This window comes from Prauserella flavalba (assembly GCF_003202235.1).
Classification (GTDB): Bacteria; Actinomycetota; Actinomycetes; order Mycobacteriales; family Pseudonocardiaceae; genus Prauserella_A; species Prauserella_A flavalba.
Genome location: NZ_MASU01000009.1, coordinates 272,200 through 295,128, shown reverse-complemented (window position 1 = coordinate 295,128; position 22,929 = coordinate 272,200). Strand labels below are relative to the sequence as shown.

Below are 22,929 nucleotides of genomic sequence, written 5' to 3'. Positions count from 1 at the left end.
TCACGGTAGGGCAGATTCGTCCCGCGTGGGGCGGGTTTCGTACATCGGCGCCGCATTCGGTCTGGACCACACCGGATCGGAGCAGTCCACGCCCTCGGCGGCAAGCCGGCGTTTCACCACTTTGAACGTGGCCGTCCTCGGCAGTTGGTCGACGATCCGCACGAAGCGTGGTAGCTGCTTGGGGCCGAGATCGGGCTGCGCGGCCAGGAAAGCGCCGAACTCGGCGGGAGTGAGCGTGGCGCCGGGCTCGGGCACGAGCGCGGCCATCACGTCGTCGCCGACGCGCCCCGGCACCGCGTACACGGCGGCCTCCGCGACCGCGGGGTGGCGCAGTAGTACCCGTTCGATCGGTGCCGTGCCGAGGTTCTCGCCGTCGACGCGCAGCCAGTCGCCGTGCCGTCCCGCGAAGTAGCAGAAGCCCCGCTCGTCGGTGTAGGCGAGATCGCCCGTGTGGTACCGGCCGTCGCGCAGCCGCTCCTCGGTCGCGGCGTCGTCGCCGTAGTAGCCCGCGAACCAGCCGGCGCCGGTGGTGTTGACCAGTTCGCCCACGGCGTCGGCGGCGTTGAGCAGCGTGCCGTCCGCGCCGAACCGCGCGGGCGGGCACGGCGCGCCAGTGCCGGGGTGCAGCACCTCGACACCGGGGGTGGGCCTGCCGAGCGAGCCGGGCGGGGTGTCCGGGGTGCGCGCGAACCCGACGCCCCCCTCGGTGGAGCCGAACGCGTCCACCACGCGGCAGCCGAACCGCTCGGCGAACGCGGCGAGGTCGGCCTCGGCGCCCTCGTTGCCGTACACGACGCGCAGCGGGTTGTCGGCGTCGTCGGCCAGCCTTGGCGTGCTGAGCACGTAGGACAGCGGTGTGCCGACGTAGTTCGCGTACGTGGCGCCGAACCGGCGCACGTCGGGGAGGAAGCCCGACGCGGAGAACCGGCGGCGCAGCGCGATCGTGGCACCGGCCGCCAGCCCGACCGCCCAGCCCGCCATGATCGCGTTGGAGTGGAACATCGGCATCGCGACGTACACGGTGTCCGCCGTGGACAGCGCGAACCGCTCGGCGAGCATCCGGCCGGGGAACGCGATCTTGCCGTGGGTGCAGCGCACCGCCTTCGGGTCGCCGCTCGTGCCGGAGGTGTAGATGAGCATCAGCAGGTCGTCAGGGCGGGCGGGCACTGGCTTGGGCTCGGCGCGGGCGTGCGCGGCGAGCAGTTCCGTCCACTCCGGACCGTCGAGGTCGAGTACGGGCACGCCCACGTCGGCCAGCAGCGGCACGTACTTCGCCTCGGCGAGCACGAACTGGCAGTCGGCGAGCCGGACGTCGCGCGCCAGCGCCTCGCCCCGGCGGGTCGGGTTCAGCCCGGCCAGCACCGTGCCCGACAGCGCGGCGCCGCCGAGCAGGAAGGCGAACGACGGCACGTTGTCCGCGAGCACTCCGACGTGCGGCGGCGGGCCGGGACGCAGCAGCGTGCGCAGGAGCGCGCCGTGCGCTGCGCTCCGCCGTACGCACTCCGCCCACGTCCACGCGCGGTCGGCGAACCGCAGCCCGGCGTGCTCGTCGCCGGTGCGGGCCAGCAGCAGCTCGGTGACGGTGGGAACGGCGTTCATGCGAGCTGCGAGCCGAGCTCACGCAGGTGCGCGGTCGCGCCGCCGAGCGCGAACTCGGTGCGCTTGGCCGCGACGAAGTAGCGGTGCACCGGGTGGTCGACGTCGATGCCGACGCCGCCGTGGACGTGCACGACGGTATGGGCGACGCGGTGTCCGGCTTCGGCCGCCCAGTACTTGGCCGTGGCGACCTCCTCGGCGGCGTCCTCTCGTTCGGTGAGCCGCCACGCGGCCTGCCACAGGGTCAGCCGCACCGCCTCGACATCGAGGTGTGCGTCCGCGAGGCGGTGCCGCACGGCCTGGAACCCGCCGATGGGCTGCCCGAACTGCGTGCGCTCGCGCGCGTACTCCGCCGTGAGCTCCACGGCCCGTTCCAGCACCCCGAGCTGGAACGCGCAGAGCCCGGCCGTGGCGCGCGCTCGCAGCCACGGGACCGCCCGTGCGGGCAGCACGGCGCTCGCGCGCGCGTCGGTGGCCTCGGCGAGCGCGGCGTCGGCGTGGTCCACGGCCGACTGCGGGGACACCGTGAGGTCGTTCGCGTCCACCACGGCGACGAGCTCGCCGTCGGCGGACGTGGCCTGCACGAGGAAGCCGTCGGCGAACGCACCGAAGGGCACCGCCGACTGCGCACCGGTGATCCGCACGCCGGCGTCGTCGCGTTCGGCGGTGAACCCGGTGGGCGCGCCGGTGTCGGGCAGGGCCACGGCGAGCACGCGCTCGCCGCGCAGCACGGGAACGAGCCAGCGTTCCGTCTGCTCGGGGGTGCCGAATTCGGCGAGCGTGGCGGCCGCCGCGGCGATGCCCGGCAGGTAGGGCACCGGGGCGACGGCCCGGCCCAGCTCGATCAGGATCGAGCACTGTTCGAGCAGCCCGAACCCGCCGCCGCCGACCGCCGAGGGCAGCGCGGCGTCGAGCACGCCCGCCCTGGCCAGGGCCGTCCACAGTGCACGGTCGAAGCCGCCCGCGCCCGCCGGCCCGAGCGACTCGGGGGTGACGTGGTCGTTCGCGATGCGGCGGGTGAGCGCCGCGAGGTCCTGCTGTGCTTCGGTGAGGGTGAAGTCCATGGTTGCCCCTAGCGCTTGACGGGAAGACCGAGTGCGGTCGCGGCGACGAGGTCGCGCTGGATCTCGTTGGTGCCGCCGCCGAAGGTGAGGATCAGCGCCGACCGGTGCGCGCGTTCGATCCGCCCGCGCAGCAGCGCCCCCGGCGAGCCCTCGCGCACGACGGCGGCCGCGCCGAGCACCTCCATGAGCAGCCGGTAGGCCTCTGTGGCGAGCTCGGTGCCGAACACCTTGGTGCCCGACGCCTCTGCCGGTCCCAGCTCGCTCTCGGCCGCGGCCCAGGCGATCCGCCAGTTGCGCAGCTTGAGGTACTCCGTGTGGGCGTGCACGCGGGCCAGGTGCGTGCGCACCCATTCGGCGTCGATCACGCGGCTGCCGTCGGGCTGCTTGGTCTCGCGCGTCCAGGCGAGCACGTCGGCGAGCGCCGACGCCAGCGGGGCGGCGGAGGTCAGCGCGACGCGCTCGTGGTTGAGCTGGTTGGTGATCAGCGGCCAGCCCGCGTTCTCCTCCGCGATGCGCGCGCTGACGGGCACGCGAACGTCGTCGTAGTAGGTCGCGCTCGTGCCCGGTCCGGCGACCGTGCGCACCTTGGTCCACGAGAACCCCTCGGCCGAGGTGGGCACCACGAGCATGCTGAGCCCCTTGTGGCGGGGCGCGCCCGGATCGGTTCTGGCGGCGAGCCACACGTAGTCGGCGTACTCAATGAGGCTCGTCCACATCTTCTGCCCGTTGATCACGTACTCGTCGCCGTCGCGCACGGCCCGCGTGCGCAGCGCCGCGAGGTCGGTGCCGGCGCCGGGCTCGGAGTAGCCGATCGAGAAGTGCAGCTCGCCGGCGGCGATCCTCGGCAGGTAGAACGCCTTCTGCTCCTCGGTGCCGAACCGCATGATCGTCGGCCCCGCGGTGTTGATCGTCAGGAAGGGCACCGGCACCCCGGCGATGGCCGCCTCGTCGGTGAAGACGAGCTGGTCGAGCATCGAGCGCTCCTGCCCGCCGTAGGCCTCCGGCCAGCCGATCGCGAGCCACCCGTCCTTGCCCAGCTGTCGCACGATCTCCTTGTACGCCAGGCCATCGCCGTACTCTCCGCCGTCGCTCGCGAGGCCCTCCCTGCGTTCGGGGGTCATCAGCTCGGCGAAGTACTCGCGGAGGTGGGCGCGCAGCCGTTCCTGCTCGGATGTGAAACCGATCCGCATCTGATCCTCCCGCTCGCGCGTTGGACATGGTGCCGGGCTCGCCCGCCGGGCTAGTGTAGAACAGGTTCTAGTTCTTCGAGGAGGTCGGAATGCGGGTGGAGGTCGACCGGGACCTGTGCGAGGCCAACGCGGTCTGCGCGGGGATCGCGCCAGGGGTGTTCGAGCTCGATGACGACGACGAGCTGCTCATCAGCCGGGCCGAGGTGTCGGACGACAAAGTAGAACTTGTTTCCCAAGCAATCGACGCTTGCCCCAGGAATGCCCTGTTCAAGAGCGACTGATTGAGGCTTGCCCTCAACAAGAACAGATTCTAGTCTTGCGGGAAACGCGGGCCAAGGGCGGCTCGCGGTGACCTGGCGGGAGGCAGCCGGAGTGAGAGCAGCCGTACTGAACGCGATCGGCGACGAGAAGCTCGAGCTGCGCGACGACGTCACGACGGTGGACCCGGGTCCCCACGAGGTCCGGATCCGCGTGCGCGCATCGGGCATCTGCCACAGCGACCTGTCCGCGATGGACGGCACCCTGCCGGCGCTCGCGCCCGGCATCATCGGCCACGAGGGCGCCGGTGAGGTGCTCCAGGTGGGCCAGGGCGTCGAGCATCTCGCGCCCGGCGACCACGTCACCGTGTCGTTCGTGCCGCCGTGCGGCAGCTGCCCGAGCTGCCTGCGCGGCGAGCCGAACCTGTGCGCGGTCCACGCGATCGCGGCGTTCACCACGCCCCGGTTCAAGCAGGGCGACAGCCCGATCTTCGGCTACGCCGGGCTCGGCACGTTCGCCGAGGAGGTGGTGGTGCCCGCCTCGGGCGCGGTCAAAGTGGACCAGGACGTGCCGTTCGAGACCGCCGCGCTCATCGCGTGCGGCGTGCTCACCGGCGTCGGGGCCGTGCTCAACACCGCGAAGGTCACGCCGGGCTCCACGGTGGCGGTGATCGGGTGCGGCGGCGTCGGCATCTCGGTGCTCCAGGGCGCGCGCATCGCCGGTGCCACCACGATCGTCGCCGTGGATCCGGTCGAGGCCAAGCACGACGTCGCCCTCCGCTTCGGCGCCACCCACGCGACCACGCCGGAAGGTCTTGCCGGGCTCAAGGAGTCGCTGACCGCCGCCGAGGGCTTCGACCACGCCTTCGACGTGGTCGGCCTGCCCGCCACGATCCGCTCCGCGTGGGACAACGCCCGCCGCGGCGGCTCCGTGATCATCGTCGGTGCGGGCAAGGCCGACGCGATGGTGCAGTTCAGCGCGCAGGAGCTGTTCCTGCACGACAAGAAGATCCTCGGCTCGTTCTACGGCTCCGCGCACGTGCACCGCGACACCGCGCGGATGCTCAGGTTCTGGCGGGCCGGCCTGCTCGATCTCGACGGCATGATCTCCCGCCGCCTCGGCTTCAGCGAGATCAACGACGGCCTCGGCGTGCTGCGCCAGGGCACCAGCGACGTCATCCGCCAGGTGGTGACCCTCGGGTGAGCCCGGTCAGCCTGGAGGGCAGGACCGCCGTCGTCACCGGGGCGGGCGCGGGGCTCGGGCGCGCGGAGGCGCTCGCGCTCGCGTCGGCCGGTGCGGCGGTGGTGGTCAACGACGTCGGCGAGGGCGCCGCGCGGACCGTCGCCGACATCGAGGCCGCCGGGGGCAAGGCGCTCGCGGTCACCGGCGACGTCGGCGAGCGCGAGACCGCCGACGCGCTGCTCGCCGCGGCGACCGAGCACTTCGGCGGGCTGGACGTGCTCGTCAACAACGCGGGCGTGCTGCGCGACCGGATGCTGTTCTCGATGTCGGACGAGGAGTGGGACACCGTGCTCCGCGTCCACCTGCGCGGGCACTTCCTGCTGTGCCGCGGCGCCGCCGCGTACTGGCGAGGGAAGTCCAAAGTGGAGGGCGGACCGGTGTACGGCCGGATCGTCAACACCGCGTCGGAGGCGTTCCTCGTCGGCTCGCCCGGCCAGCCCAACTACAGCGCCGCCAAGGCGGGCATCGCCGCGCTCACCGTGTCGAGCGCCCGGGCACTCGCCCGCTACGGCGTCTGCGCCAACGCCATCTGCCCCCGGGCCCGCACCGCCATGACCGAGTCGGTTTTCGGCGACGCGCCCGCCGAGGGCGCCGACCCGCTGTCGGTGGACCACGTCGCCCCGTTCGTCGCCTACCTCGCCTCGCCCGCCGCCGCCGCGATCAACGGCCAGGTGTTCGTGGTGCACGGCGGCATGGTCGCCCTCCTCAAGCCGCCGGAGGTGGAGCGGCGCTTCGACACGGCGGGCGGCACGTGGACCACCGCCGAGCTCGCCGAGCACGTCGGCGGGTACTTCGCCGGGCGTGACCCCGATCGGATGTTCGCAGCCAACGACGTTCTGTCACTTCCCTAGGGAGAACACATGACGCTCACCGTGCAGCCGCACCGCGAGTCGGTGGGGCTCAAGGCAGGCCAGCTCCTCATCGGCGGCACCTGGTGCCCGTCCGAGAGCGGCGCCACCTGGACCCACCATCACCCGGCCACCGGCGAGGAGGTCGGCGAGTTCGCCAAAGGCACCGCGGCCGACGTGGACGCCGCCGTCGCCGCCGCGAGGAAGGCATTCGACTCGGGCACGTGGTCGCGGCCCCGCGCGGGCGTGCGGATCGGGCTGCTGCACCGCTATGCCGAGCTGCTGCGCAAGCACGCCGACGAGCTGCGCGCACTGCAGGCGCTCGACAACTCGGTGCCGCTGTCGTTCGGCGGCATCTACGCGACCTCGGTGGGCGCCGCGGCCGACGTCTTCGACCACCACGCCGGGTGGGTCGACAAGCTCGGCGGCCAGACGCTGCCGCCGTACCAGGGCGGCGACCACCTCGCCATGACGTTCCGCGAGCCGATCGGCGTGGTCGCGGCGATCCTGCCGTGGAACGCGCCGTTCCTGCTGTTCGCGCAGAAGGTCGCCCCCGCGCTCGCGGCGGGCTGCACGATCGTGCTCAAGCCCTCGGAGTACTGCACGTTCTCCGTGCTGCGCATGGTGGAGCTGCTCATCGAGGCGGGCCTGCCCGAGGGCGTGCTCAACGTTGTGACGGGCACGGGCGAGCAGGTGGGCGAGGCGCTGATCAACCACCGGGACGTCGACAAGGTGAGCTTCACCGGCAGCCGCGCCGTCGGCAAGCACATCGTCGAGGCGTCGGCGGGCACCCTCAAGCGGGTCTCGCTGGAGCTGGGCGGCAAGAGCCCGGCCGTGGTGTTCGCCGACGCGCCCAACGTCGGGGTCGCCGCCGCGACCGTGGTCGGCGCCGTGACGATGGGCCTGTCCGGGCAGGCGTGCGTGGCCAACACGCGGGCGCTCGTGCACCGCGACGTCTACGACGAGTTCCTCGGCGCCGCGCAGGGCATGGCCGCCGCGGTGACCTACGGCGACCCGTTCGACCCCACCGTGATCTCGGCGCCGCTCATCAACGGGCGCCAGCTCGACCGGGTGCTCGGCTACATCGAGCAGGGCAAGACCGAGGGCAGGCTCGTCACCGGCGGCGAGCGGCTCGGCGGCGACCTCGCGGGCGGCAACTTCGTGGCACCGACGATCTTCGCCGACGTCGCCAACTCGGCGACCATCGCGCAGGAGGAGATCTTCGGTCCCGTGCTCGCCGTGGTGCCCTTCGACGACGAGGACGAGGCGATCGCGCTCGCCAACGACACCGAATACGGGCTCGGCGCGGGCCTGTTCACCGCCGACGTGCAGCGGGCCTTCCGGGTCACGCGCGCGCTCAAGGCGGGCACGGTGGGCGTCAACGGCTTCCAGATCGAACCGCACCTGCCGTTCGGCGGGTTCAAGCAGTCCGGGCTCGGCCGCGAGGGCGGGCTGTCGGCGATCGAGGCCTACACCGAGCTGAAGTCGGTGTTCCTGCCGCTGACCGACGAGATGATGTGACACGGGCATGGGCAGGCTGACGGGAAAGGTCGCCCTGATCACCGGAGCCGCGCGCGGCCAGGGCGCCGCCGCGGCGCGCCGGTTCGCCGCCGAGGGCGCCAAGATCATGATCGCCGACGTCAACGACGCCGAGGGCAAGGCGCTCGCCGGTGAGCTCGGCGACTCGGCCGCCTACGTGCACCTCGACGTGGCCGAGGAGGACGACTGGGCGCGGGTCGTGGACCGCACGGTCGCCGAGTTCGGCTCGCTCACGGTCCTGGTCAACAACGCCGGGGTGCTGCACTTCTCGCCGCTGGGCCAGACCACGCTCGCCGACTACGAGCGGGTGATCAGAATCAACCAGGTCGGGGCGTTTCTCGGCATGCGCTCGGTCGTTGAACCCATGTCGAACGCGGGTGGCGGTTCGATCGTCAACGTGTCCTCTGTGGAGGGACTCGCGGGTATGCCGTTCCTGGTCGCCTACACGGCGAGTAAGTTCGCGATCAGGGGAATGACCAAGGTGGCCGCGCTCGAGCTCGGGGAACGCGGCATCAGGGTCAATTCACTGCATCCCGGCATGATCGACACCCAGATGGTGAGCGACGCGGCCGGGGGCGCCGAGGTGGACTTCTCGCGGGTGGCCCGCAGGCTCGCACTGCAGCGGGTCGGGCGGCCGGAGGAGATCGCCGAGGTGGCCTTGTTCCTGGCCGGCGACGAGAGCTCGTACTGCACGGGGGGCGAGTTCGTGGCGGACGGGGGCGCCACGGCCACACACGCGCTGAAGCTGTGACCGAGTAGAGCGGCCGGAGGTCTGATGGGAGCCCAGCAGGGGTCGATGACGATCCCCGGCACCGCCGCGCTGGCGCAGGTGGGCAGGCTCGCGACATTGGCCTGGGAGGTGTTGCGCGCGATCCCGCGCAGGCCGTTCCAGACCAGGGAGTGGATCCAGCAGTGCTGGTTCTTCGCCAGCGTGACGATCCTGCCCACCGCACTGGTCGCGATCCCGTTCGGCGCGGTGATCGCACTGCAACTCGGCTCGCTGACCCAGCAGATCGGCGCGCAGTCGTTCACCGGGGCGGCGAGCGCGCTCGCGATCGTGCAGCAGGCGAGCCCGCTGATCACGGCGCTGCTCGTGGCCGGTGCCGGAGGAAGCGCCGTCTGTGCTGACATCGGGGCGCGCAAGATCCGCGAGGAGATCGACGCCATGGAGGTGCTCGGCGTCAATCCCATCCAGCGGCTGATCGTGCCGAGGGTGCTCGCGGCGATCGTCGTGTCGGTGCTGCTCAACGGCCTCGTCAGCGTGGTCGGCGTGCTGGGCGGCTACTTCTTCAACGTCGTCATGCAGGGCGGCACCCCCGGCGCGTACCTCGCGAGCTTCAACGCGCTCGCGCAGCTGCCGGACCTCGTCATCAGTGAGATCAAGGCGTTCCTGTACGGCTTCGTCGCCGGGGTGGTGGCCGCGTTCCGAGGGCTCAACCCGGAGGGAGGGCCGAAGGGGGTGGGTGACGCGGTGAACCAGGCGGTGGTCATCACCTTCCTGCTGCTGTTCCTCATCAACGTCGCGCTGACCGCGATCTACCTCCAGATCGTCCCGCCGAAGGCCCTGTGATGAGCGGGCAGCCGACGGTGTCCGACCGGACCCTGGAGATCATCGCGCGGCCCGGCGCGAGCCTCGAGGGCTTCGGCAGGCAGCTCTCCTTCTACGCCAGGGCGCTCGCGTGGGCTCCGCGTACCGTGCGCCGCTATCGCCGCGAGATGCTGCGCCTGCTCACCGAGGTCAGCTTCGGCACGGGCGCGCTCGCCGTGATCGGCGGGACCCTCGGCGTGATGATCGGCATGACCCTGTTCACCGGCCTCATCGTCGGCCTGCAGGGCTATTCCGCGCTTGACCAGCTCGGCACCGCCGCGCTGACCGGCTTCATCTCCGCGTACTTCAACACCCGTGAGGTCGCGCCGCTCGCGGCGGGGCTCGCGCTGTCGGCGACCGTGGGCTGCGGGTTCACCGCCCAGCTGGGCGCCATGCGCATCTCGGAGGAGATCGACGCGCTGGAGGTGATGGGCGTGCCGAGCATGCCCTACCTCGTCACCACGCGCGTGCTCGCCGGGATCACCGCCGTGATCCCGCTCTACGCCGTCGGGCTGCTGTCGTCGTACCTGGCGTCGCGGCAGATCACCGTGTGGTTCTACGGGCAGTCGGCCGGCACCTACGACCACTACTTCAACCTGTTCCTGCCACCTGAGGACGTGCTCTGGTCGTTCCTCAAGGTGATCGTGTTCAGCGCGCTCGTGATCCTGTCCCACTGCTACTACGGCTACACGGCGAGCGGGGGACCGGCCGGCGTCGGCGTCGCGGTGGGCAGAGCCGTGCGGACGTCGATCGTGCTGATCGTGGTGATCGACTTCTTCCTGAGCCTCGCGATCTGGGGCTCGTCGACGACGGTGAGGATCTCCGGGTGAGGGCGACGCTGCTGCGCAGGCTCTGGCACCAGGTACTCGGCCTGGTGTTCCTGATCGTGGCGGCGTTGCTGCTCGCGCTGTGCGTGGCGATCTACAACAAGGCGTTCACCGACTACGTGGGCGTGCGGCTGGAGACCGGCCACGTCGGCAACCAGATGCGCGTGGGTGCCGACGTGAAGGTGCGCGGGATGCTCGTCGGCGAGGTCCGTGCCATCGAGACCACCGGCGACGGCGCGGCGCTGGAACTGGCGCTGCAGCCGGACAAGGTGGGCGTGATCCCCGCGAACGTCTCCGCGCGGCTGCTGCCCAAGACGCTCTTCGGTGAGCGGTACGTGGCGCTGCAGTTGCCGGAACGGGCGGCCGGGCCGATCGCGGCCGGCGCCGTGATCGGGCAGGACCGCTCCAGCTCGGCGATCGAGCTGGAGCAGGTGCTGAACAACGTGCTGCCGCTCCTGCAGGCCGTGCAGCCGCAGAAGCTCTCGTCCACGCTCAACGCCGTGTCGACGGCACTAGAGGGCCGCGGCGAACAGTTCGGCGAGACGCTCGTGCGGCTGTCGGACTACCTCGGCCAGCTGAACCCGTCGCTGCCGGACCTCAAGGCCGACATCACGGGTCTCGCCGACGTCGCGGACACCTACGACCGTGCGGCGCCGGACTTCCTGCAGGCACTGTCCGACCTCACCACCACCACGCGCACGATCGTGGAGAAGCAGCAGGCGCTGGGCGAGCTGTACGCGAGCGTCGGTACCGCGTCGGTGGACCTCGGCCGCTTCCTGGAGGTCAACCAGGACAACCTGATCGCGCTCACCAGCACCGTGCAGCCGACGCTCGACGTGCTCGCCAGGTACGCGCCCGAGTACCCGTGCCTGCTGCGCCAGCTCGCCGAGGCCGTGCCCCGCGCGGAGGAGGCGTTCGGCAAGGGCACCGACGAGATGAACCACGTGACGATCCGGATCACGGCTAGCCGCGGCAAGTACCTGCCGGGGCAGGACGAGCCGCGCTACGACGACAAACGCGGTCCCCGCTGCTACCCGCAGGTGGAGCCGCCGGGCGCGTGGCCGCAGTACCCGCCCGACGGCCCGATCCAGGACGGCTCCACGCATCCGCCGCCACCCAAGCGGGCCGGCTACGGCGGCGGGACGACGGCGGGGGTGCCGCAGGTGGCGAACTCCCACGCCGAGCACCAGCTGCTTGCCGAGCTGCTCGCACCGTCCACGGGCATCGCGCCCGAGGACGCGCCGGGCTGGGGGAGCCTGCTCGTCGGGCCGCTCTATCGCGGTGCGGAGGTGGTGCTCGAGTGAGGAGTTTCGTTCCCTCGCTGCTGAAGATCCTCGTGTTCGCGGCCGTCACCGTTCTGCTCACCGGGATCCTCGGCGCGACCATCGCCAACACCAACTTCGGCCCCACGTCCGGCTACACGGCGCTGTTCACCAACGCCTCCGGGCTGCAGCGCGGCGACGACGTGCGCATCGTCGGCGTCAAGGTCGGGCAGGTCTCCGAGATCACGGTGTCCGAGGAGGGCGGAGTGAACCTCGCGGAGGTGCACTTCGACGTCGAGTCGGTGCGGGAGCTGCCGTCCGGGGTGACCGCGACGATCAAGTACCGCAACCTCGTCGGGCAGCGTTACCTGTCGCTCGGCACCGACGTCGCGGGCGAGGGCGTGCTGGAGCCGGGGGCGCGGATCCCCGTCGAGCGCACGCAGCCCGCGCTCGACCTCACCGTGCTGTTCAACGGGTTCAAGCCGCTGTTCGACGCGCTCGATCCCGAGCAGGTCAACCAGCTCTCCTACGAGATCATCCAGGTGCTGCAAGGGGAGGGCGGCACGATCGAGAGCCTGCTGTCGCACACCGCGTCGCTCACGTCCACCATCGCGAGCAGGGACGAGGTGATCGGTCAGGTCATCGGCAACCTCAACACCGTGCTCGGCACCGTCAACCAGCGCGGCCCCCAGCTCGGCGGGCTCATCGACGCCACGCAGCAGCTCGTCACGGGGCTTTCCGAGCAGCGGCAGCCGATCGGCGAGGCGGTGTCGGCGCTCGGCGACCTGACCACCGTCACGTCGGGGCTGCTGACCGAGGCGCGGCCCCCGCTGCGACGCGACATCGCCGCGCTCGGCGCGCTGTCCGGCAATCTCGCCGGCTCGGAGGAACTGCTCGAACACCTGCTGCAGGTGATGCCGGGCAACCTGGAGAAGTTCACGCGCACGCTGAGCTACGGCAGCTGGTTCAACTACTACCTCTGCGGGCTCACCGGCACCATCGGCGTCTCCTCGCTCAACATCACGCTGCCCTTCCTGCCGTTGCCGGCCACCGAACAACCGGAGCGGTGCAAGCCGACGGGAGCACCGACAGGACCATGAAGCCACTCAAGGAACGCAACCAGGCCGCGGTGGGCGCCGTGACGCTCGTGCTCATCGCGCTCGCCGGGCTGGTCGCCTACAACGCCGACCAGCTGCCGCTGTTCAGCAACAGCACCACCTACTCCGCCTACTTCGCCGAGTCCGCCGACCTGTCCTCCGGCAACGAGGTGCAGGTCGCGGGCGTCAAGGTCGGCGAGGTGGACGAGGTGACGCTGGAGGGCAGGAAGGTGCACGTGACCTTCGCCGTCGAGAACGTCCGGCTCGGCAGGCAGACCGAGGCCTCGATCGAGGTGAAGACCCTGCTGGGCGAGAAGTTCCTCTCCCTGCGGCCGATGGGCGAGGGCGTGCTCGACCCGAACGAGCCGATCCCGCTGGAGCGCACCAGGGCGCCGTACCAGATCCAGGACGTCTTCTCCGATCTCGACCGGACCGTCGGCGACATCGACACCGGGCAGCTCGCCCACAGCTTCGAGGTGATCGCCGACTCGCTGGAGAACACCCCGCAGCACCTGAAGGACGCGCTCAGCGGCATGTCCGCGCTCGCGCAGACGGTGTCCTCCCGCGACGACGAGCTGGCCCGCCTGTTGTCCAGCACCAGCGGTGTGTCGAAGGTGCTCGCCGACCGCAACACGCAGCTGCGGCGTGTGATCGACGACGGCAACCTGCTGCTGACCGAGCTGCAGCACCGCGAGGACGCCATCGACCGGCTGCTCACGGGCGCGCAGCAGCTCTCCGAGCAGCTCACCGGGCTCGTCGCCGACAACCGCGAGCAGCTCACGCCCGCGCTGCGGCAGCTCGGTGTGGTCACGGACCTGTTGCAGCGCAACCAGGACAACCTCAACCGCAGCCTGGAGCTGCTCGCGCCGTTCACCCGCATCGGCGCCAACGCCACGGGCAACGGCCGCTGGTTCGAGGGCTACATCTGCGGCCTGCTGCCGCCCACGATCACCGTGAACGGCGCGCAGCTCAACCGAGGGGGCTGCGAGCCGCCGGTCGCGGCGCCGAACCAGGGTGTCGGAGGCAACTGATGACCGTCGACACGAGAGCCCGGCGCAGCCTCTACAGTTGGCTCGCGATGGCGTGCGTGGCCGTGCTCGTGCTCGCCTCCGCGCTGTGGTGGCTCACGCGCGAGGGCGGCACGAGGATCACCGCCTACTTCGACCGCACCGTCGGGCTCTACGCGGGCTCGTCGGTGCGCGTGCTGGGTGTCCCCGTCGGGCAGATCACGGAGGTCAAGCCCGAGGGCGGCGCGGTGCGCGTGGACATGGAGGTGGACGTCCCGGTCCCCGAGGGGGCGGGCGCCGTCGTGGTCGCGCCGAGCCTCGTGAGCGACCGGTACGTGCAGCTGACCCCCGCCTACGACACCGGGCCCGCGCTGGCGGCCGGGGCCGTGATCCCGCGCGAGCGCACCGCGACCCCGGTGGAGCTCGACGATCTCTACGACAGCCTCAACGAGCTGTCCACGAGCCTCGGCCCCGACGGCGCCAACTCGGGCGGCGCACTGTCCGACGTGCTCGACACCGCCGCGGCCAATCTGGACGGCAACGGCAAGAACCTCAACACCACCATCACCCGGCTCGCCGAGCTGGCGACCACATTGGACAGTTCCAAGGGTGACCTCTTCGCCACCGTGCGGAACCTGCAGACGTTCACCTCGACCCTCGCGCAGAGCGACGCGCAGCTCACCGAGTTCTACGATCGGCTCGCGCAGGTGACCGGTTTCCTCGCCGAGGACTCCGGCGACGTGGCGGCCGCACTGTCCGCATTGGGCGGATCGCTCACCGAGGTGCGGCGGTTCGTCGAGGACAACAGGGACCTTCTCTCCTCCAATGTGGACAAGCTCGCGGGGATCACCGGCGTGCTCGTGGACCAGCGGGCCGCGCTCGCCGAGGTGCTCGACGTGGGCCCGACCGGCATGACCAACTTCATCAACACCTACGACGCGGCGTCCGGCAGCATCCAGGTGCGCTACAACGCCAACGAGCTCGCGCACCCGCTGATGGAGACCCTGTGCAGGCTCGTCAGCGCGGGCTCCCCGGCTCAGCTGCCCGACACGCTCGGCGACCTGTGCCGCGGCCTCGCGCCGTTCTTCGACGAGACCCTGCGGCTGCCCTCGCTGCCGGAGACGCTCAACGCGCTGCAGAACGGCAAGCTGCCGCCCCTGCCGCTGCCGGTGGTCGACCTGCTGACGACACCGCTGGAGACGGGCTGATGAGACGACTGCTCCCCGCCCTCGCCGCCTGCGTGCTGCTCGCCGGCTGCGGTGACGGCGGCTTCGGCGGGCTCTACAACACGCCCCTGCCCGGCGGCGCCGACCTCGGCGACCACCCGTACCGCGTCACGGCGCAGTTCGCCGACGTGCTCGACCTGGTGCCGCAGGCCGCCGTGAAGGTCAACGACGTGGCCGTGGGCCGCGTGGAGAAGGTGGAGCTGGCGAAGGACACCAAGTCGGCGATCGTCACCCTCGCCGTCAACGGCGACGTGGTGCTGCCCGCCAACGCCGACGCCCGGCTGCGCCAGTCGAGCCTGCTGGGGGAGAAGTTCGTCGAGCTGGGCCCGCCCTCGAGCGAACGGGCCACCGGCACGCTCGCCGACGGCGCGCGCATCCCGCTGGGGCGCACCAACCGCAACCCCGAGGTCGAGGAGGTGCTCGGGGCGCTGTCGCTGCTGCTGAACGGCGGCGGCATCGAGCAGCTGTCCACGATCACCGAGGAGCTCAACGCGGCGTTGTCCGGCAACGAGGCCGAGGTGCGGGCGTTGCTCTCGCGCGTCGACGAGCTCGCGACCGAGCTGGACGGGCAGAAGGGGGAGATCATCCGCGCGATCGACGGGCTCAACCGGCTCTCCAGCACCCTCGTCGCGCAGACCGGCAATCTCACCACCGCCCTCGACCACCTCGAACCGGGGCTGCGGGTGGTGACCGCGCAGCGCGACCAGCTCGTCGGGATGCTGCGGTCGCTCGACACGCTCTCCGGCGTCGCCACCGACACCATCAACGCCAGCCGCGAGGAACTGGTCGCCAACCTGCACGCGCTCGCGCCGACGCTGGAGAAGCTCGCCGAGGCGGGCACCGACCTGCCGACCGCGCTGAAGATCCTGCCCACCTACCCGTTCCCGGACGCGGCGGGCGCGGTGATCAGGGGCGACTACGCGAACGTGACCGCGCGCGTCGACCTCAACCTCGACCTGCTACTGCAGAACTTCACCAACTCCTCCCAGCCGCCGATCCAGCCGCCGTCCCTCGACCTCGGCGGCCCCGCGCCGCCCGCGCTGCCGCTGCCGGAGACGAACCCGCCCGCCACCGAGTCACGGGAGGGCGGCGTGCTGGGCGGGTTGCTCGGCGGGCTGCTGGGAGGTGGTGGCTGATGCTCACCGGACGGCACCGGATCAAGCTCCTCGCGTTCGTGGTCATCGCCGTGGTGTCCGTGCTCTACGCGGGCATCAGCTACGCGGGGCTGGACCGGCTCTTCGGCACGCGCGGTTACGCGGTGACCGTGCGGCTGGTCGACTCCGGTGGCATCTTCGTGAACGCGGAGGTGACCTACCGGGGTGTAGCGGTCGGCAGGGTCGTGGCGATGAACCTCACCGAGCACGGCGTCGAGCTGACCCTCGACGTCGAGTCCGGGGCGGAGCCGATCCCGGCCGACACCGAGGCGAGGGTGTCGAACCGGTCGGCGGTCGGCGAGCAGTACGTCGACCTCGTCCCGCGTCACCAGAACGGCCCCTACCTCGAGGACGGCTCGGTGATCACGCAGGAACGCACGTCCATCCCGCTCGCGCCCGACACCGTGCTGGCCAACCTCGACAAGCTGGTGGCCAGCGTCGATCCCGGCTCCCTGCGCACGGTCGTCGACGAGACCTACGACGCGTTCGCGGGCGCGGGCCCCGAGCTGCAGCAGCTGCTCGACGCGGCGGGCTCGTTCACCGCCACGGCCACCGAGAACCTGCCCCAGACACGGGCACTGCTCGCCGACGGCCGCGTCGTGCTCGACACGCAGCGGCGGCAGAGCGGCGACATCATGGCCATCGCCGAGGGGCTGCGCACCATCGCGGGGCAGCTCAAGGGCGCCGACCCGGACCTGCGGAAGGTGATCGACGAGGCGCCCAAGCTCAGCCGAGAGGTCAGCGACGTGCTCGCCGTGTCCGGCACCGACCTCGGCGTCGTGATCGCCAATCTGCTCACGACGTCCACGATCACCACGGCCCGTGTCGACGCGATCGAGCAGCTGCTCGTCGCCTACCCGGTGATCTCGGCGTTCACGCGCTCGGTGACCTCGGGCGGCGAAGGCCACCTCGGATTCGTGCTGAACCTGTTCGACCCCTATTCGTGTACGCGCGGCTACGAGGGCACGCAGCAGCGGCGCGCCGAGGACACCCGGGAACTGCCCGCCAACACCGAGGCGTACTGCGCGGAGCCGCCCGGCAGCCCGAGCAGTGTGCGCGGCGCGCAGAACGCGCCGTACGCGGGCGTGCCGGTGGACGTGCCCGAACAGAGCTCCACGCAGCCCACGGACGGGCAGCCGCGCGACGACGCGCTGCCCGGTCTGCTCGGGTTGCTCGGCGGGTCCGGGTCCGGTGGTGTCGGCTCGCTGCTGGGGTTGCCCCGATGAGGGTGCTCGCGGTGCTGACGGCGCTCGCCGTGGCCGCGGCCGCGTGGTTCGGCTGGTCGTGGGTGAGCGCGGCGAACGACGACGCGCTGGAGGTGTCGCGGGAGCGTGACGCCGTGCTCGCGGCCGTCTCCGACGGGCTGGTCACGCTGCACACGATCGACCACCGCACCGCCGAGCGCGACGTGGGCCGCTGGCTCGACGTCACCACGGGCAAGCTCGGCGACGACCTCGAGCGGGACCGGCAGCTGCAGCTCGACCGCGCGGCGGGGACGCGGACGGTCGCGTCGGCGACCCTGCTGCAGGCGGCGGTGACCGAGCTGGACCTCCAGGCGGGCAGCGCCCGGCTCGTCGCGGTGCTGGAGGTGCGGCTGGGCACGCAGGGGCAGCCCGCGGCGCCGCAGCGCAGCAGGCTGACCGTGCGCGCCGAGCGGACGGAACAGGGCTGGAAGGTCAGCGACGTGCAGGCGGCGGGCCGATGAGCGAGCCGGGTACCGAGGCCGGAGCGGAGGAGATGGTGCGGCGGCGGGTGCCGTCGCCGTTCGCGCGGGGCGCCGCGGGCTCCCGTCCTGCGGACCGGGAGGGCCTCGCGGCGTCGGCGAGCGATGCCGCACGGGCGCGGGAGCCGGAGGCGGCCGAGCGGGAACCCGAAGCGGAGCGAGACCCGGCCTCGGAGCGGAACCCCGAACCGGAGCGGGAGCGGGACCTGGATCCGGCGGCCGAGCACGCCGCGGAGCCGGAGCGGGACCGCGAGCCGACTGCCGGTGCCGCCGCGGCCGGGCGGGTCGCGGGGATGCCGGCCAGGCGGGCGACGATCATGGCGGTGCTGGCCGCGGTGCTGGTGCTGGCGGTGGGCGTGGCGGTGTGGTCGGCGCTGGAGGCGCAGCGGCTGCGGGACCCGGGCGGCAACGTCGCGCTGGCGGACGACGCCGCGACGCGCGAGGTCGCCGACCAGGTGAGCACGGGACTCAAGGCGATTTTCTCCTACGACTACAACAACCTCGAGCGCACCGAGCGCGCGGCCGGCCGCGTGCTGGTGGAGCGGGCGGTGGGCCAGTACGAGGCGAGCTTCGCGGCGGCGTCGGCGCAGGCGCGCGAACAGCGCCTGGTGCGCACCACCACGGTGCGCTCGATCGGCGTGCAGGAGCTGACCGGCGACGAGGCGCGCGTGCTGGCCCTCGTCGACCAGCAGACCCTCCATCCGGGTGACGCCGGCCGCCAGGAGACCACGAGCGCCGCGCTGGCCGTGGTCGCCAAGCGCGTCGGCGGCGAGTGGAGGATCGCGGCCCTGGCGGGCCTCTGACCCCGCGAGTCGCCCGCTCCAGCGCGCGAGTCGTGCGTTCGGGACCGCGAGTTGTGCGTTCGGGACCGCGAGTCGTGCGTTCGGGACCGCGAGTCGTGCGTTCGGGCGCGCGAGTTGTGCGTTCGGAGCCGCCGCGAAATCCGCGGGCCACCGTGAACGCACAACTCGCCGTCTCCAGTGCACGACTCGTGAACGGGAGTGCACGACTCGCGAGCGGGAACGCACGACTCGCGAACGGGAGTGCACGACTCGCGCGCTGGAGCGGGGAACTCGCTGCTCCGAGTGGGGGGCTCGCGGGCAGGAGCGGGGGACTCGCGCGAGGGGCTGCACCGCTTCCAGGAGCCGAGTGCCGCGCCGGTAACCTTCCCGCGTGTCTGTCAACAAGGACGAGTCCGCCCAGGCAGGGCGGGTTCCGGACAGCCCGGCCAAGGCCGTCGTCGCGCCGCCGCGTCCGCACCGCATCGAACCGGTGCCGCTGACGACGTTGGTCGCGCGCGCCGATGCCCGCCTGATCGCCGACCCGGCCGCCGCCGAGATCGCGCTGACCGGTGCGACGCTGCGTGCGCAGCACGTGATCCCCGGTGACCTCTTCGCCGCGCTGCCCGGCGCCCGCGCGCACGGCGCCGACTTCGCCGCCGACGCGATCTCCGCGGGCGCCGCCGCGATCCTCACCGACGAGGCGGGCGCGGAGCGCCCCGCGCTGCGCGACACCGACCTCCCCGTGCTCGTCCACAGCGATCCGCGCGCGGTCCTCGGCGAGATCGCCGCGTGGATCTACGGCGAGCCGTCGCTGCAACTCGCCGTGCTGGGCATCACCGGCACCTCCGGCAAGACCACCACCGCCTACCTCGTCGAGTCGGGTCTGCGCGCGGCGGGCCGGATCACCGGCCTCATCGGCACGGTCGAGACACGTATCGCGGGCGAGCGCCTCGCCAGCGCCTTCACCACCCCCGAGGCCCCCGACCTGCAGGCGCTGTTCGCGGTGATGGCCGAGCAGGGCGTCACGCACGTGCCGATGGAGGTCTCCAGCCACGCCCTCGCGCTGGGCCGCGTCAACGGCACCCGCTTCGCCGTCGGCGCCTTCACGAACCTCTCCCAGGACCACCTGGACTTCCACCGCGACATGGAGGAGTACTTCGCCGCCAAGTCGCTGCTGTTCGACGGCCGGTCCACGCACGAGGCCGTGGTGGTCGACAGCGCGTGGGGCCAGCAGCTGGTGACCCCGCAGACCGTGACCGTGTCGACCGAGCCCGGCACCAAGGCCGTGTGGCGTGCCTCCGACATCGCGATCACGGGCACGGGCGAGCAGTCCTTCGTGCTGCACCACCCCGACGGCCGCACCGCGACCGCGACGCTGCCGCTGCCGGGCGAGTTCAACGTCGCCAACGCCGCGCTGGCCGCCGCGATCCTCGACACCACGGGCGTGCCGCTGGAGCACATCGTCGAGGGACTCGCGAGCGTCGAGGTGCCCGGCCGCATGGAGCGCGTCTACCTCGGCCAGGAGTTCACGGCCGTCGTCGACTACGCCCACAAGCCCGCCGCCGTCACCCAGGCGCTGCAGGCGCTGCGCGCCCGCACCGAGGGCCGCATCATCACCGTCCTCGGCTGCGGCGGCGACCGCGACACCGCCAAGCGCCCGATGATGGGCGAGGCCGCGGTCAGGGGCAGCGACCTGGTGATCGTCACCGACGACAACCCCCGCAGCGAGGATCCCGCCGCCATCAGGGCCGCGATGCTGCACGGCGCGCGCGCCGTCAGCCCCGCCCGAGGCGGTGAGGTGCTGGAGATCGGCGACCGTCGCGAGGCCATCGTCACCGCCGTCGAGCGCGCCCGCCCCGGCGACGTGGTGCTCGTGGCGGGCAAGGGCCACGAGACCGGCCAGGAGGTCGCCGGTGTGGTCCACCCCTTCTCCGACCGCGACGAGCTGGAGGCAGCCATCCGCGACAAACTCGAGGTGACCGTGTGATCGCGCTGAGCCTGGCCGAGATCGCCGACGTCGTCGGCGGCAGGCTGCACAACACCGACGGCGGCGAGCGCGTCACCGGGTCGGTCGAGTTCGACTCCCGGCAGCTCACCGAGGGCGGGCTGTTCGTCGCGCTGCCCGGCGAGCGGGTGGACGGGCACACGTTCGCCGCGCGCGCGATCGAGGTGGGCGCCGCCGGGGTGCTGGCCGCCCGCGAGGTCGACGCGCCCGCCGTGATCGTGCCGCCGCTGCCGCCGGGCGCGGCCCACGAGCGCTCGGTCGCGCTGGCGGGCGACACCGACGGCTCCGGCGCCGCCGTGCTCGCCGCGCTGGGCAAGCTCGCCCGGCACGTGGTCACCCGGCTCGCCGAGGGCGGGCTCACGGTCGTCGGCGTCACGGGCTCGTCGGGCAAGACGTCCACCAAGGACCTGATCGCGCAGCTGCTGGAGCCGCTCGGGCCGACCATCGCCCCGCCGGGTTCGTTCAACAACGAGCTCGGCCACCCGTGGACGGCGCTGCGCGCCGACGAGAGCACCCGCCACCTGGTGCTGGAGCTCTCCGCGCGCGGGCCCGGTCACATCGCCGAGCTGGCGGCCGTCGCGCCCCCGCGCATCGGCGTGGTGCTCAACGTCGGCAGCGCGCACGTCGGTGAGTTCGGCTCCCGCGAGGGCATCGCCAAGACCAAGGGCGAGCTCGTCGAGGCGCTTCCCGCCGACGGCGTCGCGGTGCTCAACCTCGACGACCCGCTCGTCGCCGCGATGGCGGCGCGCACGAAGGCCAGGATCGTCGGGGTCGGCGAGCACCCGGACGCCACCGTGCGCGCCGAGGACGTGCGCCTCGACGAGCAGGCCCGCGCGTCGTTCCGGCTGGTCAGCCCGCAGGGCGAGGCCGACGTGACGCTCGGCCTGTTCGGGGAGCACCACGTCGGCAACGCGCTGTCGGCCGCCGCCGTGGCGCTGGAGCTGGGTTCGCCGATCGCCGACGTCGCGCGGCGGCTGTCCGCCGCGCAGCGCCGCTCCGCGCGCCGCATGGAGGTCACGACCCGCGCGGACGGCGTGACCGTCCTCAACGACTCCTACAACGCCAACCCGGAGTCGATGCGGGCCGCGCTCAAGACGCTGGCGTCGATGGCGAAGCAGCGCCGCTCGTGGGCGGTACTCGGTGTGATGGGCGAGCTCGGGGCGGATACCGTGTCCGCGCACGACGAGATCGGCAGGCTCGCCGTCCGGCTCAACATCAGCAGGCTCGTCGTGGTCGGCCAGGAGGCCGCGGCCATGCATCACGGCGCGAGCCACGAGGGTTCTTGGGGAGAGGAGTCGGTCCTGGTGCCCGACACCGACGCCGCCGTCGCGCTGCTGCGCGGCGAGCTGCGTCCCGACGACGTCGTTCTGGTGAAGGCCTCGAAGGTCGCCGAGCTGTGGCGCGTGGCCGATTCGCTACTGGAAGGCGATAACGCGTGATCAGCATCATGATCGCAGCCTCGGTGGGGCTGCTGGTCTCCATCCTGCTCACGCCGTACCTGATCCGGTTCTTCTCCAAGCAGGGCTTCGGCCAGGAGATCCGCGAGGAGGGCCCGGAGGGGCACAAGTCCAAGCGCGGCACGCCGACGATGGGCGGCGTGGCGATCATCGTCGCGATGGTGGTCGCGTACTTCGTCGCCCACCTCGCGGACTGGCTGCGCAGCTCCAGCAACGACGGGCCGACGGCGTCGGGACTGCTGGTGCTCGGATTGTCGGTGGGGCTCGGGATCGTCGGCTTCCTCGACGACTTCATCAAGATCCGCAAGCAGCGCAACCTCGGGCTGAACAAGACGGCGAAGCTGGTGGGCCAGCTCGTCGTCGCGCTCGGCTTCGGCATCCTCGCGCTGCAGTTCGCCGACGAGAACGGGCTCACCCCGGCGTCGCAGAACCTCTCCTATGTGCGGGACCTGGCGCTGATCTTCTTCCCGGTGCCGGTGTTCATCCTCTTCTGCTACCTGCTGATCTCGGCGTGGTCGAACGCGGTGAACTTCACCGACGGCCTCGACGGGCTCGCGGGCGGCGCCGCCGCGATGGTGCTGTCCACCTACGTCGTGATCGCGTTCTGGCAGGCGCGGCTCAGCTGCGTGGAGTCGCCGCAGGCCGCCTGCTACGACGTGCGCGACCCGCTCGACCTCGCGGTGGTGGCCGCGGCCGGGGCCGGTGCGTGCGTCGGGTTCCTGTGGTGGAACGCCGCGCCCGCGAAGATCTTCATGGGTGACACCGGTTCGCTCGCGCTCGGTGGCCTGGTCGCCGGGCTGTCGATGACCACCCGCACCGAGCTGCTCGCGATCGTGATCGGCGGCCTGTTCGTGGTCGAGATGATCTCGGTGGTGCTGCAGATCGCGGTGTTCCGCACGACGCGGCGCAGGCTGTTCCGGATGGCGCCGTTTCATCATCACTTCGAGCTGGCAGGCTGGGCCGAGACCACGGTGATCATCCGGTTCTGGCTGCTCGCGGCGATCTGCTGCATGTTCGGACTCGGCCTGTTCTACAGCGAGCAGCTCGGGCTCGGAGGAGGCTAG

The 22,929-nt window shown here is 71.9% G+C and carries 22 protein-coding genes; 19 read left to right on the top strand and 3 right to left on the bottom strand.

Going from position 1 to position 22,929, the window contains the following annotated elements:
- The 3 genes from BA062_RS23445 to BA062_RS23435 are packed head-to-tail and all read right to left on the bottom strand — an operon-like array spanning position 1 to position 3,850.
- Positions 1 to 1,599 (bottom strand): long-chain-fatty-acid--CoA ligase, encoded by a 1,599-nt coding sequence (locus tag BA062_RS23445; RefSeq protein WP_110340197.1) that lies wholly within the window; start codon positions 1,597 to 1,599, stop codon positions 1 to 3.
- Complete coding sequence (locus BA062_RS23440; protein WP_110340195.1) at positions 1,596 to 2,660, bottom strand: acyl-CoA dehydrogenase family protein; 1,065 nt, start codon at positions 2,658 to 2,660, stop codon at positions 1,596 to 1,598. Before BA062_RS23440 ends, BA062_RS23445 begins: the two co-directional genes overlap by 4 nt.
- An 8-nt stretch (positions 2,661 to 2,668) precedes the next feature.
- Positions 2,669 to 3,850, bottom strand: coding sequence for an acyl-CoA dehydrogenase family protein (locus tag BA062_RS23435; protein WP_110340193.1), 1,182 nt, complete (start codon positions 3,848 to 3,850; stop codon positions 2,669 to 2,671).
- A gap of 89 nt (positions 3,851 to 3,939) precedes the next feature.
- Here BA062_RS23435 and BA062_RS23430 point away from each other — a divergent pair, with 89 nt between their 5' ends.
- From BA062_RS23430 to mraY, 19 genes are all read left to right on the top strand, one after another.
- Positions 3,940 to 4,131: a ferredoxin gene (locus tag BA062_RS23430; protein WP_110340191.1), complete on the top strand. Its 192-nt coding sequence runs from the start codon at positions 3,940 to 3,942 to the stop codon at positions 4,129 to 4,131.
- A gap of 91 nt (positions 4,132 to 4,222) precedes the next feature.
- On the top strand, positions 4,223 to 5,311 hold the full coding sequence (locus tag BA062_RS23425; protein WP_110340189.1) for a Zn-dependent alcohol dehydrogenase: 1,089 nt from the start codon (positions 4,223 to 4,225) through the stop codon (positions 5,309 to 5,311).
- Complete coding sequence (locus BA062_RS23420) at positions 5,308 to 6,201, top strand: 3-oxoacyl-ACP reductase (protein WP_110340187.1); 894 nt, start codon at positions 5,308 to 5,310, stop codon at positions 6,199 to 6,201. The genes BA062_RS23425 and BA062_RS23420 overlap by 4 nt, the downstream gene beginning before the upstream one ends.
- A gap of 9 nt (positions 6,202 to 6,210) precedes the next feature.
- A complete protein-coding gene (locus tag BA062_RS23415; protein WP_110340185.1) occupies positions 6,211 to 7,719 on the top strand; it encodes an aldehyde dehydrogenase family protein in 1,509 nt (502 codons plus the stop codon).
- A 7-nt stretch (positions 7,720 to 7,726) separates the two neighbouring features.
- Positions 7,727 to 8,488, top strand: coding sequence for a glucose 1-dehydrogenase (locus BA062_RS23410; RefSeq protein WP_110340183.1), 762 nt, complete (start codon positions 7,727 to 7,729; stop codon positions 8,486 to 8,488).
- A 24-nt stretch (positions 8,489 to 8,512) separates the two neighbouring features.
- Positions 8,513 to 9,307, top strand: coding sequence for an MlaE family ABC transporter permease (locus tag BA062_RS23405; protein ID WP_110340181.1), 795 nt, complete (start codon positions 8,513 to 8,515; stop codon positions 9,305 to 9,307).
- Entirely contained in the window at positions 9,307 to 10,155 is an 849-nt protein-coding gene (locus tag BA062_RS23400; protein WP_168214069.1) for an MlaE family ABC transporter permease, read from the top strand. The genes BA062_RS23405 and BA062_RS23400 overlap by 1 nt, the downstream gene beginning before the upstream one ends.
- Positions 10,152 to 11,456 (top strand): MCE family protein, encoded by a 1,305-nt coding sequence (locus BA062_RS23395; protein WP_110340177.1) that lies wholly within the window; start codon positions 10,152 to 10,154, stop codon positions 11,454 to 11,456. The genes BA062_RS23400 and BA062_RS23395 overlap by 4 nt, the downstream gene beginning before the upstream one ends.
- Positions 11,453 to 12,514: an MCE family protein gene (locus BA062_RS23390; RefSeq protein WP_110340175.1), complete on the top strand. Its 1,062-nt coding sequence runs from the start codon at positions 11,453 to 11,455 to the stop codon at positions 12,512 to 12,514. Before BA062_RS23395 ends, BA062_RS23390 begins: the two co-directional genes overlap by 4 nt.
- Positions 12,511 to 13,542 carry an MCE family protein gene (locus BA062_RS23385; protein WP_110340173.1) on the top strand — a complete coding sequence of 344 codons (1,032 nt, stop codon included), beginning with the start codon at positions 12,511 to 12,513 and terminating at the stop codon, positions 13,540 to 13,542. Before BA062_RS23390 ends, BA062_RS23385 begins: the two co-directional genes overlap by 4 nt.
- Positions 13,542 to 14,726 (top strand): MCE family protein, encoded by a 1,185-nt coding sequence (locus BA062_RS23380; RefSeq protein ID WP_110340171.1) that lies wholly within the window; start codon positions 13,542 to 13,544, stop codon positions 14,724 to 14,726. Before BA062_RS23385 ends, BA062_RS23380 begins: the two co-directional genes overlap by 1 nt.
- Positions 14,726 to 15,880, top strand: a complete 1,155-nt coding sequence (locus tag BA062_RS23375) for an MCE family protein (RefSeq protein ID WP_110340169.1) — start codon at positions 14,726 to 14,728, stop codon at positions 15,878 to 15,880. Before BA062_RS23380 ends, BA062_RS23375 begins: the two co-directional genes overlap by 1 nt.
- The gene (locus BA062_RS23370) at positions 15,880 to 17,124 is read left to right on the top strand and encodes an MCE family protein (RefSeq protein WP_110340167.1); all 1,245 of its coding nucleotides are present in this window, start codon (positions 15,880 to 15,882) and stop codon (positions 17,122 to 17,124) included. Before BA062_RS23375 ends, BA062_RS23370 begins: the two co-directional genes overlap by 1 nt.
- The gene (locus BA062_RS23365; protein WP_110340165.1) at positions 17,121 to 17,603 is read left to right on the top strand and encodes a hypothetical protein; all 483 of its coding nucleotides are present in this window, start codon (positions 17,121 to 17,123) and stop codon (positions 17,601 to 17,603) included. Before BA062_RS23370 ends, BA062_RS23365 begins: the two co-directional genes overlap by 4 nt.
- Positions 17,600 to 18,424 (top strand): hypothetical protein, encoded by an 825-nt coding sequence (locus BA062_RS41210; protein WP_342768942.1) that lies wholly within the window; start codon positions 17,600 to 17,602, stop codon positions 18,422 to 18,424. Before BA062_RS23365 ends, BA062_RS41210 begins: the two co-directional genes overlap by 4 nt.
- The gene (locus tag BA062_RS41375; RefSeq protein ID WP_391353644.1) at positions 18,394 to 18,903 is read left to right on the top strand and encodes a hypothetical protein; all 510 of its coding nucleotides are present in this window, start codon (positions 18,394 to 18,396) and stop codon (positions 18,901 to 18,903) included. Before BA062_RS41210 ends, BA062_RS41375 begins: the two co-directional genes overlap by 31 nt.
- The gene (locus BA062_RS23350; protein ID WP_110340161.1) at positions 18,795 to 20,390 is read left to right on the top strand and encodes a UDP-N-acetylmuramoyl-L-alanyl-D-glutamate--2,6-diaminopimelate ligase; all 1,596 of its coding nucleotides are present in this window, start codon (positions 18,795 to 18,797) and stop codon (positions 20,388 to 20,390) included. The genes BA062_RS41375 and BA062_RS23350 overlap by 109 nt, the downstream gene beginning before the upstream one ends.
- Entirely contained in the window at positions 20,387 to 21,847 is a 1,461-nt protein-coding gene (locus BA062_RS23345) for a UDP-N-acetylmuramoyl-tripeptide--D-alanyl-D-alanine ligase (protein ID WP_110340159.1), read from the top strand. The genes BA062_RS23350 and BA062_RS23345 overlap by 4 nt, the downstream gene beginning before the upstream one ends.
- Entirely contained in the window at positions 21,844 to 22,929 is a 1,086-nt protein-coding gene (gene mraY, locus BA062_RS23340; protein ID WP_110340157.1) for a phospho-N-acetylmuramoyl-pentapeptide-transferase, read from the top strand. Before BA062_RS23345 ends, mraY begins: the two co-directional genes overlap by 4 nt.